Below are 14452 nucleotides of genomic sequence, written 5' to 3' on the forward strand. Positions count from 1 at the left end.
GCCTGTCTTGCCTGTGGCGCACGACGGGCGCAGTCTTGTCCCATGGGTGCGAGCCCGACGCTCATCTCCTCCGTGCAGCGGGCCTTCCGGCTGCTGGAGGCGGCGAGCGCCCATCCGAACGGCGCTCCGGCGAAACAGCTGGCGCGGGAGACGGGACTGCCCCCGGCCACCGCGTACCACCTGCTGCGCACGCTCGTGCACGACGGGTATCTGCGCAAGATGGACGACGGCACGTTCGTCCTGGGCGACCGGTTGCAGACGCTGCACGTGGCGAGCGGCGGGCAGGCGCTGCTCAGCCGGGTCCGGCCGGTCCTCGCCGCGCTGCGGGACGAGTTCTCCAGCGCCGCCTACCTCACCTTCTACGAGGACGGTGAGATCCGGGTCGCCGAGATCGTCGACGGGCCGCGCGCGCCGCGCACGGACCTCTGGGTGGGCTTCGAGGACGCGGGGCACGCCACCGCGCTGGGCAAGGCGGTGCTGCGGGAGCTCGACGACGAGGCGCGCAGCGAGTACCTCTCGCGGCATCCCCTGAACGACCTCACCCCGCGGACGATCACGACGGCTGCGACGCTGATCCGCCGGCTCGAGACCACGGACCTGGCTCCGGCCGTCACGGACCTGGAGGAGTACGCCGTCGGCACCGTCTGTGTCGCGGTGCCGGTCCGCAGCGGCGACACGCTGGGGTCGCTCGGTGTGTCGATGCCCCGGGAGCGGCTCTCCCGGCTCGGTGAGGTCCGCGCCCGGCTGCTGCCCACGGCGGACAGGGTGACCCGGACCCTGTCGCTCACTATTTGAAAAGCACATCCTTGTGACCCAGCTGACGATCACCTTTCCTGATTAAGCAGACATTTCCGGTACGCGCGCTCGTCGCGCAAAGGTGAGGACAGCGGACGACACATGAGTCAAGGCCGTCAGCATGGACGCGACCTCTGGACGAAACGGCCGTTCCAGCCGGGCATCAAGCGCACCTGGTCGCCTCCCGTCCGAGCGGTGGCGCACTGGGCCGCCGGTACGCCGGCCCTGTCGATCCTGATCATCTTCATCATCGTCTCCATCGACCTCTTCGCCGGGACGGGCAAGATCTGGCTGCCGCTCCTCGCCGTGGGACCGGCGCTGGCGGCCGCCACCAGCCGGCCGCTCGGGGTCCTGGGGGTCGGTCTCCTGGCCCTGGTGCTGGGCGCAGGGATCGGCGCCCGCCACGACGTGCCGACCACGCATCTGCTCGTCGTGCTCGCCGCGCAGGCCACCGTCACCCTGGCCGGCGCGCTCGCCAGTGCGCTGCGCGCGCACCGCGAGCGGGTGCTCGCCGCCGTCCGCTCGGTGGCGGAGACCGCGCAGCACGCGCTGCTCAGGCCGGTTCCGGAGACCGTGGGCCCGTTCCAGGTGGCGGTCCGCTACAGCGCCGCCGCGGCCGAGGCCCGGATCGGCGGCGACCTCTACGCCCTCGTACCGACCCCGTACGGGGTCAGGATGATCGTCGGCGATGTGCGCGGCAAGGGACTGCCGGCTGTGGGCACGGCGGCCCTCGTGCTCGGTGTCTTCCGCGAGGCGGCCTACGACGAGCCGGATCTGCTGGACGTCGTCGGCCGGGTCGAGCGGAGCCTGGCCCGCAATCTCGCCTGCGACGACTTCGTCACCGCCGTGGTCGCCGGGTATCCGGAGCCCGGGCGCCTGGAGATGGTCAACTGCGGGCACGCGCCCCCGTTGCTGATCCGAGGCGATGAGGTGGTGCCGGTGGATCCCGTCCGTCCCGCGCCGCCGCTCGGCCTGCGCGCCCTGTCCGAGGACCGTCCCGGCCTCCAGGTGGTGCCGTTCGGCGAGGGCGACCAGCTGCTGCTCTACACCGACGGCGTCACGGAGGCGCGCGACGCCGGCCGCGAGTTCTACCCCCTGGCCGAGGGCCTGGCCCGCCATCTGTGCGACGAGCCCTCCCGGACCCTCGCCGCGCTGCACCAGGAGCTGCTGGACCACGTGGGCGGACGGCTGCACGACGACGCGGCGCTGGTCCTGCTGCGCAAGCCCGCCACCGCCGTCACGGAACCCGAGGATGCCCCGGCCGACGGCAGCCCCGTCGTGCGGTCGCTCACGAAGCGACGGGAACAGGGCGCGGCGTAGCTCCGGGGTGCGGGTGCCGGAGCGAGGGCCGGATCAGGTGCCCGGGTGGCTGCCGGGGCCGTGGCCGGGGCCCGCCAGGGGGGTCGGTGAGAGGACCTCGGGTTCCTCACCGGCCTCGAGCAGGGTGTCCGCGGCGCCGACGATCAGCGGGTCCGGCTTGCCCAGCGCGCCGTGGTCCTTGGCCGGGTAGTCGCAGCGGTCGAGGAGGCTGCGCATGGCCTCGAGCCGGCCCCGGCGCTTGTCGTTGTTCTTCACGACCGTCCAGGGCGCGTGGGGGGTGTCCGTGGCCCGGAACATCTCGACCTTGGCCTGGGTGTACTGGTCCCAGAGGTCGAGGGAGGCCAGGTCCATCGGCGACAGCTTCCAGCGCCGCACCGGATCGACCTGCCGGATCGCGAACCGGGTCCGCTGCTCGGCCCGGGAGACGGAGAACCAGAATTTCACCAGCAGGATGCCGTCGTCGGTGAGCAGTTGCTCGAACATGGGGGTCTGGTCGAGGAACTTGCGGTACTCCTCGTCGGTGCAGAACCCCATGACCCGCTCGACCCCGGCACGGTTGTACCAGGAGCGGTCGAAGAAGACGATCTCGCCGCGGCCCGGCAGATGGGCCACATAACGCTGGAAGTACCACTGCCCGGCCTCCCGCTCGGTGGGCTTCTCCAGGGCCACGACGCGGGCACCGCGGGGGTTCAGCCGTTCGGTGAACCGCTGGATGGTGCCGCCCTTGCCCGCCGCGTCCCGTCCCTCGCAGACGACCACGATCCGCTGGCCGGTGTCCTTCACCCACCGTTGCATCTTCAGCAGTTCGATCTGAAGGACGCGCTTGGTGCGCTCGTACTCCTTGCGGCGGATCCTCCGGTCGTACGGGTGGTTCTCCCGCCATGTCTCGATCGGGTTGCCGTCCCCGTCGAGGAGCACGGGCCGCTCCGGACGCCGGTCGTCCACCTCCAGGCCGTCGAGCAGATCCTTTTCGGTCGTGCCCGAGGGCGGCGCCCCGTCCTCCGTACGGCCTTCCGGCGTGTCCGAGTGCTCGGCCGTCACGTGGTCTCCCGTCGTCCAGGTGTGCTGCGCTCTGCCGTCGGAATGCCGTCTTCCCCGCGCAGCGGTGCCCTAGCAGCAGCGTATGCCTCCTGGGGGATTTGCGGTGGTTCGAGCGGGAAGTACTCCGTCCGACGCATCCACGCAGAGGGGACGCACGACGTGCAGATCGATCTGAAGGGCCGTACGGCACTGGTCACCGGTTCCACCCAGGGCATCGGGGCGGCGATCGCCACCGGACTCGCCCGCTCGGGCGCCCGGGTCGCCGTCAACGGGCGTTCCGCCGAGCGCGTACGGGAAGGCGCGGCCGCCGTCGAGCGGGAGGTGCCCGGCGCCGAGGTGGTGCCGGTGGCCGCGGACGTGACCACCGAGGAGGGCGCCGGGAAGGTGGTGGAGGCGCTGCCGCGGGTGGACATCCTCGTCAACAACCTCGGTGTCTTCGGTGCCGCCGACCCGCTGGAGCCGTCGTTGGCGATCGCCACATCGGCGCCGTATCCCGTCTCCCACGCCGACGTGCGGGTGATCCGTGCCGTGAGCCGGTCGGCCGCCGCGGTAGTGCGCGCGGCGGTGTCCGCGGCCGTGGGGGCGGGCGCGGCGGGGGCCTCGGTGGCGGTGGTCAGGGCGAGGAGGAGGGCACTGGCGAGGACCACGGCGGCCGCGGCGGGGCGTGACGGGAGACGCACCGGTGTCGTGTGGGGGGCTCCGTCCTGGATGGTTAGGAAAGTTTCCTAACCTGACGGAACCAGAACCGGCCTTCCTTTGCAGGGTGCACGACAACAAGTCACCGGGAGGTGCGAACGACGGCCCGCTCAGCGCAGCAGCAGCTGGACGAGGGCGACGGACCCGATCACGACGATGAGGGCGCGCAGCACCGCCGGGCTGAATCTGCGGCCCGTCGCCGCCCCGAGCTGGCCGCCCAGCGTGGAGCCGGCCGCGATGAGTGCCACGGCCGTCCAGTCGAAGTCGGCGACGAAGAGGAAGAAGGTCGCGGCGACCGCGTTGACGATCGCCACGAGCACGTTCTTGACGGCGTTGAGGCGTTGCAGGGGCTCGTCGAGGACCAGGCCCATCAGCGACATGTAGATGATGCCCTGGGCCGCGGCGAAGTAGCCGCCGTAGACACTGGCGAGGGTGAGTCCGGTGAACAGCGGCCATCCGCCGTCGCGCCGGACGGGACGCTCCTGGGGGCGGCGGCGCTCGCGCACCCGCCTGCCGATCAGCGGCTGCAGGGCGACGAGGACCAGGGCGAGCCCCACCAGGACCGGCACGATGGTTTCGAACGCCTCGGCGGGCAGGGTCAGCAGGAGCGTGGCGCCCGCGAGCCCGCCCAGGGCCGAGCCGGCGCCGAGCCTGCGGACGCGGCGGCCCTGGCCCGCCAGCTCGCGCCGGTAGCCGACGGCTCCGCTGACGGCGCCGGGGACCAGGCCGAGGGCGTTGGAGACGGTGGCGGTGACGGGGGACAGTCCCGCCGCCAGCAGCACGGGGAAGGTGACCAGCGTCCCCGAACCGACGACCGCGTTGAGGGCGCCCGCGCCGACGCCCGCCGCGAAGACGCCGAGCATCTCCACCGGCGTCACGCCGCTGCTCCGGTCGTGTCGTCGCCGCCCGGGGAGGCGGGAGGCCGGCCGGGAACCGAGGGAACGTTCATGGCAGGACGCTAGCCCGTGGCCCCTTCGGCACGCGTCGAAGGGTCCACGTCCCGGCACTCGCCGCAGGGTCCGCGTCCGGCCCGTGGCCGTCGCGCGGGTCCGCGGTCGCGGCGGCGCCGTGGGCTCTCAGGCCGCGCGGTCCGTGGCGGTCCCGGTCCGTGGCCTGCGGCGGCGCTGTGTCTCGCCGGTGCGCCGTGCCTGGGCGGTGCGGTCCTGCGCGGGCCGCTCCCCGGTGGTGCGGCCGCGCCGTGCGGTACCGCCCTCGGCGACCGGGGCGGCGTCGCCCGGGCGACGCCGCGCGGCCGGGAGGTTCTGCGCGTCGCGCCCCTGCCTCGTACGGCCCCGGGCGCCACGACCGCGGCCACGGGAGGCGGAGGCGGTGCGGCGCGGGGGCTGCTCGGCCGGTGTCGCGATGACGACCGGCACGCCCGAGGGGGTGCGGGCCCCTGTGAGGCGGCTGAGCTCCGCGTCGCCCGACCGTACCTGTGTGATGCGCGGGGTGATGCCCGCCTGGGCCATCAGCCGGCCGATGTCGCGCCGCTGGCCGGGCGTCACGAGCGTGATGACGCTGCCGGACTCGCCGGCGCGGGCCGTGCGTCCGCCGCGGTGCAGATAGTCCTTGGGGTCGCCGGGGGGATCGACGTTGACGACCAGGTCGAGGTGGTCCACGTGGATGCCGCGCGCCGCGACGTTCGTCGCCACCAGCACCGTCACCTGCCCGTCCTTGAACTGGGTGAGGGTCCGGGTGCGCTGGGGCTGCGACTTGCCGCCGTGCAGGGCCGCCGCGCGCACACCGCTGTTCAGCAGGTGCTTGGTCAGCCGGTCCACCGCGCGCTTGGTGTCCAGGAACATGATCACTCGGCCGTCCCGGGCCGCGATCTCGGTCGTCGTGCGGCGCTTGTCCGTGTCGTCGATGTGGAGCACGTGGTGCTCCATCGTCGTGACCGCGCCCGCGGACGGGTCGACGGAGTGGACCACGGGGTCGCTGAGGTAGCGCCGTACGAGCCGGTCGATGTTGCGGTCGAGCGTGGCCGAGAAGAGCAGCCGCTGACCGTCGGACCGCACCTGGTCGAGCAGCCTGGTGACCTGCGGCAGGAAGCCCATGTCGGCCATCTGGTCGGCCTCGTCGAGGACGGTGACGGCGACGTCGTCCAGCACGCAGTCCCCGCGGTCGATGAGGTCCTTCAGCCGCCCGGGCGTCGCGACGACGACCTCCGCGCCGGCCCGCAGGGCACCGGCCTGCTTGCCGATGGACAGCCCGCCGACCACGGTGGCGAGCCGCAGCCGCACCGAGCGGGCGTACGGCGTGAGCGCGTCGGTGACCTGGCCGGCCAGTTCGCGGGTGGGGACGAGGACGAGGGCGAGCGGACGCCGGGGCTCGGCGCGACGGCCCGCGGTGCGCGCCAGCAGCGCCAGCCCGAAGGCGAGGGTCTTGCCCGAACCGGTACGGCCCCGGCCGAGCACATCACGGCCGGCCAGGGAGTTCGGCAGGGTGGCCGCCTGGATGGGGAAGGGCACGGTGACGCCTTCCCGGCCGAGGGTGGCCAGCAGATCCCCGGGCAGGGCGAGTTCACCGAAGGTGTCCACGGCGGGAAGCGCGGGGGTGGTGGTGACCGGGAGGGCGAACTCCCCGGAGCGGGCGCGGGCCGTTCGCTTGTTCGCGCGTGCCTGTGTCAAGTGGAACCTTCCTTGATGTGGCACGTATCAAGGAATGCCCGCCGCAGTGGTACAACGCAGGGAATTGCAAGAACGAGCCGGAGTACTGGGGGGTCACGTCGGCCGTTCCGCCCCGTTCATGAGACGGGACCACGGCGTAGGGACGGTGTTGCCACCCCTGCGGTTTGCCGACGACCACGGCTACAACTGAGATCGACAGTAACACGACGCGACCGGGCCTGTATCAGGGAGCCGTGCGGGTGACCCGGCCACCCGGATGGCGCAGGGCGCACAGGACGGCCCGGCCCACGGCGGCCGCGTAGGTGCGGACGGTCCGGGTGATGCCGGTCACTCCGCCGTAGGAGGCGCCGATGGCCCGGTTGACGGCGTCCGTGGAGGCCGGGGCGAGCGGGCGGGGGCGAGCGGGCGATCTCAGCGCAGGCGGGCCACGCCCGCGTAGATGCCGCTGCCCTCGGACTCCGGTGCGGGAGAGGACCGGAACCACTCCGGTGCCGTCACCAGACCGGGCTCGAGGAGGTCGAGGCCGTCGAAGAAGCGGGCGACCTCGGTACGGGTACGGAATCCGAGGCGGATGCCCGCCCGGGCGTACTCGGCGGTGACCTGCTCGGCCAGCTCCGGGAAGAGGTCGGACGCGGCGTGGGACATCACCAGGTAACTGCCGGACGGCAGCGGGGCGAGCAGCTCACGGACGATGCCGTAGGGGTCCTGGTCGTCGGGAAGGAAGTGCATGAGCGCTATCAGGGACAGAGCGACCGGGCGTTCGAAGTCGAGCACCCTGCGCGCGTGCTCGACGATCTCGCCCGGGCGGCGCACATCCGCCTGGATGTAGTCGGTGGTGCCCTCCCGGCTGCTGATGAGCAGCGCCTCCGCGTGCCGCAGCACGATCGGGTCGTTGTCCGTGTAGACGACCTTCGCGCCGGGGACCACGCCCTGCACGATCTGGTGCAGGTTGGGCTCGGTGGGGATGCCCGTGCCGACGTCGAGGAACTGGTCCACGCCCTGGCTCGCGAGCCAGGCCGCCGCCCGGTTCATGAACTGCCGGTTCTGCCGGGCCGCGGCACGCGCCTCGGGCGGCAGCTTCTCCCCCACGGCCTCGTCCACCGGGTAGTTGTCCTTGCCGCCCAGCAGCCAGTCGTAGACCCGCGCGGGGTGCGCCTTGCTGGTGTCGATGCGCGGGGGTTCGGGGGTGTTCACCGACATGAGGGGCTCCGTCCCACGGGTGGATCACGATCGCTGGTGATCATCAGTTTCGCACAACGGCTCGGGTTTGGCGGAGAGTCATGTACGTGGTGCCGAGGAGGAGTTGGGCATGGGCGCACGTGCCGCTCGCTCACCCGGCACCCGGTCCTCCGCCGATGGTCACCACGCGCGCCCAGTCGGGCGGGCTGTGCGGTACGTACTCCGGGTTCTCCTCGCTCCAGGAACGGCGCGCGGTCCGCCGGGGGAAGAGGCCGACCACCGTCCGGCACGGCGGCCGTGAACCCGGCCAGCGCGTCTGGCCGTCGGTGAGGACGACGACGACGTCCGGCCGGGGCCGTGAGGAGAGCGCCCGGGCGAAGCCGGTGCGCAGGTCCGTGCCGCCCCCGCCCACGAGGGGGATCCCCTCGGCACGGCACAGCCGGTGCACGTCGTGCGCCGCCGCGTCGCACGGCACCACGGAAACCAGGTCACGGCGTCCGCCCACGGCACGGGAGATCGCCGCGACCTCCAGCAGCGCGCTGCCCAGTTCGGCGTCGCTGACCGAGCCCGAGGTGTCGATGACGACCGACACCCGGGGCGGCGTACGCCGCAGACTCGGCAGTACGGCGCCGGGCACCCCGGCCGACCGCCGCGCCGGCCGGCCGTAGCTGTAGTCGTCGCCCGCGCCGGAGCAGGCGACCGCCGAGCGCAGTGCGGCGCCGAGCAACTCCCGCCAGGGCTGCGGCGGGTGGAACGCCTCCTCCGCCCACCGCCGCCACCGCCGGGGAGCGCTGCCGGGCCGGGCGGTGATGCCCTGCGCCACCCGGAAGCGGACCGCGTCCCGCTCCTGGTCGGTGAGGCCGTGCGCACCGTCCGGGCCCAGGTCCCATTCGCGTTCCAGCCCGTCGGCGCCGCTTCCGCAGTCCAGCCAGACCATGCCCTGGGTGTACGGGCCGAGCCGGAACTGACGCAGGTAGTCCTCCATCAACTCCCCTGGTTCCAGGCCCAGCGTCTGCGGGCGGACCACGTCGTCGGGCGGCCGCAGCCCGTCCCCGTACACGTCGTCGTTGATCTCGCAGTCGGCGGCGATGTTCATCCGCAGCCGCTCCCCCGGTCCGTGCAGTCCCCGCTCACGGGCCACCCGGTCGCTGCGCCCGTGGTGGTCGCGCAGCAGATGGGACACCTCGTGCACCCAGACACCGGCCAGTTCCTCCACGGGCGTGGCGTCGACGAACACCGGTGAGACATAACACCGCCAATGCCGGTCGACGGCCATGGTGTTGACGCGCCGCGACTCGACGGGGTGCAGCGCGAACAGCGCCGTGGCGAGATAGGGCCGCGCCCGGGCGGCTTGCAGGCGGGCGGCCAGGAGCTTGTCGAGGTCCAGTGCGCAGGCCGCGGCGGCGGCCACGCTCCGCGCCGGGGGCACGCTCGTGACCGTGGTGGTCGTGCTCGTCGCCGAAGCCGCAGCCGTGACCGTGACCGGGATCGCACTGCGCGTTGGGGCCGTGCTCGTCGCCGAGGTCGGGGTCGCAACCGGGATCGGGGCCGGGGCCATGGTCGCGCTCACGGCCGAGGTCGGGCACGTGTCCGAGGTCGGGGTCGCGGACGAGATCGTCGTCGGGGCCGGGCCCGGGGTCGCGGTCGCGGTCGCGGTCGCGGTCGCGGAGGTTGGGCGGTGGTTCGTCATCGGTTTGCCTTGGTTCGGGTCGCGGCGTGGTCGGCGCGCTGGGAGAGGGACACAGCAGAGGTGAGGCGTTCGATGGTCGGCGGTACGTCCCAGTCCTGTCGGCGCAGGGCGGCGAGGGTGGTCGCGGGGACGACGACGAGGTCGGGCGGGCCGGCCTCGACGGCGCGGGCCAGGAGCGCCCAGGCGGCGTCCCAGCGGGGCTTCTCAGGGCGGGCGCGGACGGCGGCCACCACCGCGTCCAGCGCGGCCTGGCGCAGATCCCCCCGCTCGGGCAGCAGCTCCGCGCCCGCCGGGTCGGCGAGCAGCGCCTCGGGGTCGGGCAGGTCCATCCGGTCCAGGCTCGCCAGCAGCTCGAGGCCCGGACCGTCACCGACGGTGCCGCGGACCAGGAGGGAGAGGACGTCGCGGGAGGACCCGGCGGCGGTCGCGAAGGCGATCAGACTCAGCGTCATCTCCCAGCTGCGCGGCGAGGGCCAGGGGCCGCCCCGCCGCGTCTCGCTGTTGGGCAGCCGGTGCACCAGCGGCGGCCGGGCGGTGAGGAACTGACACACCGCGCGGCGGGCGAACGACACCGCCTCGGGCAGTTTGTCCGGGTCGAGCCGGGGCAGGGTGGCGACAGGCCAGGTCCCGCCGAGGCCGCGGACGACGACCTCGGGGTCGTGGGTCCAGTTCAGATGCACGAACCGGTTGGCCAGCGGCGGGCTGAGCTCCCAGCCGTCGGCCGCGGAGGCACGCGGGTTGGCGGCGGCGACGATCCGTACGCCGGGCGGCAGACGGAGCGCGCCGATGCGCCGTTCGAGCACCAGCCGCAGCAGGGCGGCCTGCACCGCGGGCGGGGCGGTGGACAGTTCGTCGAGGAACAGCAGCCCCCGGCCGGCCCGTACCAGGCGTACGGCCCAGTCCGGCGGCGCCATGGGGACGCCCTGTTCGGCGGGGTCGTCGCCGACGATGGGCAGTCCGGAGAAGTCGGACGGCTCGTGCACGCTGGCGATCACGGTGGTCAGGGGCAGGTCGAGGGCGGTCGCCAGCTGGGTGAGCGCGGCGGTCTTGCCGATCCCCGGCTCGCCCCGGAGCAGGACGGGCAGGTCGGCGGCGACGGCGAGGGTGAGCGCCTCCAGCTGGATGTCGGGGCGCGGTTCGGTGGTGGTGTCGCGCAGAAGGGCGAGCAGGTCGCCGGCGACGTGGAGCCGGGAGCCGGCGGTGAGGGCGGGTGCGGGCACGGGGCATCACCTGTGGGTGTGTGGAGTGGGCGAAGGGTGGGCGGGGAGCGCGTTTCCCCGGGAGTCAGCGGGTGGTCGCGTGGCGGGGGTGGGTACGGCCGTCGCCGGGCCGGGCGCGCGCGGGAACGATCCGGTGGTCCGCGCGGCCCGCGAGCCCCGACCGGTACAGCCCGTGGTCGAGACGGCGCCGCGCCGCCTCGTCCAGTTCGTCCCGCAGGGGCCCGCCGCGCAGCCGCGCGTTGGGGCCGAGCAGGTTCTCCACGACGGCCAGCGCGCCGGTGACGTCGCCGTGGTCCAGCCGTTCGCGAACGCCGGTGAGGCAGTCCGGTCGCCGGTGCGCGCGGTCGATGACCTGCAGGCAGGGCAGCGGTGTGCCGGTCAGTGCGGCCAGCAGTTGCTCCCGCCGGATCTCGTCCTCGGCATGGTCCAGAGGGACCAGCACGCCGTCGACGAGGCCGATCCGGTGCCGTGCGCCGCGGCAGTCCACGATGTGCGGCTGCCCGCGGTCCGGTACTGGCGGGGGTCCGGACGCCGGGTGGCCGGGGACGAGTGCGGAGGCGACCAGGGGATGAAGCCGCCCGGGCTCGACGGCGCCGGTACGGAGCAGTTCGAGGTCGGGAAGGACGTGCGTCGCCGCGTCCGGCAGTACGGGCAGCGGGGACCGTCCTCGGGTGGTGTCCGGCGGCCCGATGTGCATCGTGGGTGCGGTTGTCGCGTCGTCGTCACCTGCGCCGTCGCCTTCGCCGTCACCGGACAGGGTGAGGACCAGCCGGCGCCCGTCCCCGGTCCGTACGGCCACGGAACCGGCCGTACGGCCCGCGTCGCGGAGTACGGTACGGGCCTCGTCCGCCCAGCGGTCCACGGCACAACGGTGCCCGGGCGGAAGCAGCCCGGACGCCACGGCGTCCCACGCCTCGGGGCCGTCGGCGCTCGGCCGGTCCGCCCCGGAGCGGTGCCGGAGTTCGGGCGCCTGGCGGGCGTCCCACAGGTGGCGGTGGAGGTCGAACCGGAAGCGTGGGCCGGGCCGTGGGTGCGGATGCCGGCGCGCGCCGTCCCGCAGCCGCGCGCCGTCCCACAGCGCGAGGCTCATGCGCTGGCCGCCGCCCGCCCACGCGGGCGGTGTCCGGACCACCAGGTGGACCGGGCGCGGCCGTGACCCGCCGGGCTCCTCCGCGTGGTAGCGGGCCAGGGCGACGGTCAGGCCGGGGCGCAGCAGTCCGTCCGGGGCGATCCTCGGCATGTGCCAGCGCAGCAGGTCGGGTGCCAAGTGGCGTAGGTCGGTGCGGACTTGTGCCGCGAGTTCCCTGCCATGGGTGCGGGCCAGCCCGCGCAGGCGCAGGGCGACGTCGACGCCCGCGGCGGCACATGCGCCCGCCCAGTCGCCGACGCGTCGGCGGGCGGTCGCGGTCTCGATCATCGCGGCCGGCACGGCGTAGGCGCGCACGCGCGGCCAGAAGGAGCAGAAGGAAGGGCGGGAGTTCCCGTCCGGTGCGGGTGTGCGCATCAGCACTCACCTTGCGCGGACGGGACCCCCAATCTGTGCACGGAGTGAGTGGTCATCGCGGCGAGCATAGCTGTCGCGTCACGCGGTGTCAGGCGGGTTTTTCCCGCCCTGGTGCGTGAGTTCGGCGGTCCGCCCGCCACGACACCGGGGTGTGCACCGGGCGTGGCGCGGCACCCTGCTGCGGATGTACTGGGAGGGCGAGGAGACCCCGGCCGTCGAGGTCCCGCTCGGCGAGTTCGACGACGCCGAGCGGCTGGCCGCCGAGGTGTGCGGCGGCCTCGGCGGGTGACCGCACACCCCGACTGCGCGCCCGCTAGCGGCGGTTGCGTACCAGTATGTACAGGAAGTACGGCGTGCCGATCACGGCCGTCATCAGGCCCGCGCCCAGCTGGGCCGGTGCGATCACGGTGCGGCCCAGCAGGTCCGCCGTGCACACCAGGACGGCGCCCAGGAGGACGGCGACCGGGAGGACGCGGGTGTGCCGGCGCCCGACCAGCGCGCGGGCCGCGTGCGGCGCGACCAGGCCGACGAAACCGATGGTGCCCGCGGCCGACACGGCGGTGGCCGTGAGCAGCACGCTCAGGACGAGGAAGCCCAGCCGGACCCGCGCCGGGTCGAGTCCGAGCAGCCGGGGCGTGTCCTCGTCCAGGGAGATCAGGTCGAGTTCCCTGTGGCGTACGCCGGCCGCGGCGACCCCGGCGGCGAGGACCGCCGCGAGGGGCAGCACGTCGGGCAGGGTCCGGCCGTAGGTGGATCCTGACAGCCAGGTGAGAGCCTTGGTCGCGTTGAACGGGTCGGTCAGCACGATCAGCAGGCTGATCAGGGCCGTCGCGCCGGTGGCGGCCCCGATGCCGACGAGGACCAGCCGGTTCTGCTGGAAGCCCCCGCGCGCGGCGAGGCCGAACACCACGACGGCGGTGACCGCGGAGCCCGCGAAGGCGGCTGTGGCCACGCTCCACGCGGCGGCGGCCGGGACGGTGGTCACCAGGATCACCGCGCCGAGCGCGCCGCCGCCGGAGACGCCCAGCACGGCGGGTTCGGCCAGCGGGTTGCGGGTGACGGCCTGCACCAGGGTTCCGGCCAGCGCGAGCGCCGCGCCCGCGAGGAGGGCGGCGAACACCCGGGGTGTCCGGGTGTCGAGGACGAAGGAGACGGTACGGCCCGCCCTGCCCTGCGCCCAGTTGAACACGTCGCCCAGGAGCAGCTTGGCGTCGCCCAGGAGGACGGCGGTGACCGTGATACCGACCAGGGCGAGGGCGAGCACGGTGACCGTGGCGAGGAAGGCGGCCCTGCTGCGGATGCGCAGCCTGTCCGGCGCGGCGGCGCCGGCGGTGTCGCGGAGCCGGGCCGCCATCACGACCAGGAAGACCGCGCCGGTGAGGCTGGTGACCACACCGGTGGGGACGGCGACGGCGGTGTCGGAGTCGACGAACAGCCGCAGCAGGACGTCCGCCCCGAGGACCAGCGCGGCGCCGACGAGGCCCGCGAGCGGCGCGCCCGTGCGGAGCCGGGTGACGCCGCGGAACCAGCGGGCGAGCGGGCGGACGAGGGCCGGGGCGCACAGGCCGACGAAGCCGATCGGGCCGGCGAGGGTGACGGCGGCCGCGGAGAGCAGCGTCGCCAGGACGACGGCCGTGACCCGGGTGGCGCGTACCGGGACGCCGAGTCCGCGGGCGGCGTCGTCGCCGAGGGCGAGGGTGTCGACGCGGCGGGCGATGAGCAGCAGACCGGCGAGGCCGATGACGGCGACGGGCAGCATCTGGAGGACGCCGTCGAAGCCGTTCTGGGCGATGCTGCCCTGGTTCCACTGGTAGAGGCCCTGGGTCTCCTGCGGGAAGAGCAGGAGCAGTCCTTCGGTGACGGCGGTGAGTCCGAGGGCGAGCGCGGTACCGGCGAGCACGAGCCGTACGGTCCCCGTGCCGAGCCCCGACAGGCCGAGGACGACGGCCGCCGCCGCGAGTCCGCCGGCGAAGGCGACGCCCGAGGAGGCCAGGAGCGGGAGCGACACCCCGGTGACGGCGACGACGCCGAGGGCGAGGTACGACCCGGCGTTGACGGCGAGGGTGTCCGGGGAGGCAAGGACGTTGCGGCTGACGGCCTGCAGGGCCGTGCCGGCCATGCCGAGGGCCGCGCCGACGAGGAGTCCGGCGGTCATCCGGGGCAGCCGTGAGGCGATGACGACGGACGCGTCGGCCGCGTCGGCCCGTCCGGTGAGGGCCTTGAGGACCTCGGCCGGGCCGACCGCGGCCGTGCCCTGGGTGATGTCGACGACGGCGAGGGCCGCGACCAGGAGCACGAGCGCGGTCGTCACCGCGGCCGCGCCCGTCCGGGACGACGCCGTCGCCGGACGGGCGGTGGGAGGGGTGGCGGTGACGGCCAT

At 74.1% G+C, this 14452-nt stretch carries 12 protein-coding genes; 4 read left to right on the forward strand and 8 right to left on the reverse strand.

The annotated features are described in order from the left end of the window. Positions 1 to 42 precede the first annotated feature (42 nt). Both AC5L3C_RS01145 and AC5L3C_RS01150 read left to right on the forward strand, forming a co-directional pair. A complete protein-coding gene (locus tag AC5L3C_RS01145) occupies positions 43 to 795 on the forward strand; it encodes an IclR family transcriptional regulator (RefSeq protein WP_493646360.1) in 753 nt (250 codons plus the stop codon). 102 nt (positions 796 to 897) lie between these two features. Continuing rightward, positions 898 to 2115, forward strand: a complete 1218-nt coding sequence (locus AC5L3C_RS01150) for a PP2C family protein-serine/threonine phosphatase (RefSeq protein WP_493646361.1) — start codon at positions 898 to 900, stop codon at positions 2113 to 2115. 33 nt (positions 2116 to 2148) lie between these two features. On the opposite strand, the gene ppk2 is transcribed toward AC5L3C_RS01150, so the two are convergent. Beyond that, positions 2149 to 3156, reverse strand: a complete 1008-nt coding sequence (ppk2, locus tag AC5L3C_RS01155) for a polyphosphate kinase 2 (protein ID WP_493646362.1) — start codon at positions 3154 to 3156, stop codon at positions 2149 to 2151. Between the two features lie 159 nt (positions 3157 to 3315). Between ppk2 and AC5L3C_RS01160 the strand changes: the two genes are divergently transcribed. Beyond that, positions 3316 to 3885, forward strand: coding sequence for an SDR family NAD(P)-dependent oxidoreductase (locus AC5L3C_RS01160; RefSeq protein WP_493646363.1), 570 nt, complete (start codon positions 3316 to 3318; stop codon positions 3883 to 3885). 77 nt (positions 3886 to 3962) lie between these two features. Here AC5L3C_RS01160 and AC5L3C_RS01165 read toward each other — a convergent pair whose 3' ends face one another. The 6 genes from AC5L3C_RS01165 to AC5L3C_RS01190 form a co-directional block, all read right to left on the reverse strand. Then, on the reverse strand, positions 3963 to 4715 hold the full coding sequence (locus tag AC5L3C_RS01165; protein ID WP_493653710.1) for a sulfite exporter TauE/SafE family protein: 753 nt from the start codon (positions 4713 to 4715) through the stop codon (positions 3963 to 3965). Between the two features lie 213 nt (positions 4716 to 4928). Then, entirely contained in the window at positions 4929 to 6479 is a 1551-nt protein-coding gene (locus AC5L3C_RS01170; RefSeq protein WP_493646364.1) for a DEAD/DEAH box helicase, read from the reverse strand. 411 nt (positions 6480 to 6890) lie between these two features. Further along, a complete protein-coding gene (locus AC5L3C_RS01175) occupies positions 6891 to 7679 on the reverse strand; it encodes an SAM-dependent methyltransferase (RefSeq protein ID WP_493646365.1) in 789 nt (262 codons plus the stop codon). Between the two features lie 130 nt (positions 7680 to 7809). Continuing rightward, a complete protein-coding gene (locus AC5L3C_RS01180) occupies positions 7810 to 9087 on the reverse strand; it encodes a vWA domain-containing protein (RefSeq protein ID WP_493646366.1) in 1278 nt (425 codons plus the stop codon). A gap of 257 nt (positions 9088 to 9344) precedes the next feature. Continuing rightward, positions 9345 to 10568: an AAA family ATPase gene (locus AC5L3C_RS01185; protein ID WP_493646367.1), complete on the reverse strand. Its 1224-nt coding sequence runs from the start codon at positions 10566 to 10568 to the stop codon at positions 9345 to 9347. A gap of 64 nt (positions 10569 to 10632) precedes the next feature. Further along, positions 10633 to 12072, reverse strand: a complete 1440-nt coding sequence (locus AC5L3C_RS01190; protein ID WP_493646368.1) for a hypothetical protein — start codon at positions 12070 to 12072, stop codon at positions 10633 to 10635. 151 nt (positions 12073 to 12223) lie between these two features. Between AC5L3C_RS01190 and AC5L3C_RS01195 the strand changes: the two genes are divergently transcribed. Then, a complete protein-coding gene (locus AC5L3C_RS01195; protein WP_493646369.1) occupies positions 12224 to 12361 on the forward strand; it encodes a hypothetical protein in 138 nt (45 codons plus the stop codon). A gap of 24 nt (positions 12362 to 12385) precedes the next feature. Here AC5L3C_RS01195 and AC5L3C_RS01200 read toward each other — a convergent pair whose 3' ends face one another. Continuing rightward, complete coding sequence (locus AC5L3C_RS01200) at positions 12386 to 14452, reverse strand: iron ABC transporter permease (RefSeq protein ID WP_493646370.1); 2067 nt, start codon at positions 14450 to 14452, stop codon at positions 12386 to 12388.

Source organism: Streptomyces speibonae, from assembly GCF_984686075.1.

Coding starts and splice junctions, on each gene's coding strand:
- AC5L3C_RS01145 (WP_493646360.1), top strand. CDS start 43: ATGGGTGCGAGCCCGACGCTCATCTCCTCCGTGCAGCGGGCCTTCCGG.
- AC5L3C_RS01200 (WP_493646370.1), bottom strand. CDS start 14,452: ATGGCCGTCACCGCCACCCCTCCCACCGCCCGTCCGGCGACGGCGTCG.
- AC5L3C_RS01175 (WP_493646365.1), bottom strand. CDS start 7,679: ATGTCGGTGAACACCCCCGAACCCCCGCGCATCGACACCAGCAAGGCG.
- AC5L3C_RS01190 (WP_493646368.1), bottom strand. CDS start 12,072: ATGCGCACACCCGCACCGGACGGGAACTCCCGCCCTTCCTTCTGCTCC.
- AC5L3C_RS01150 (WP_493646361.1), top strand. CDS start 898: ATGAGTCAAGGCCGTCAGCATGGACGCGACCTCTGGACGAAACGGCCG.
- AC5L3C_RS01165 (WP_493653710.1), bottom strand. CDS start 4,715: ATGCTCGGCGTCTTCGCGGCGGGCGTCGGCGCGGGCGCCCTCAACGCG.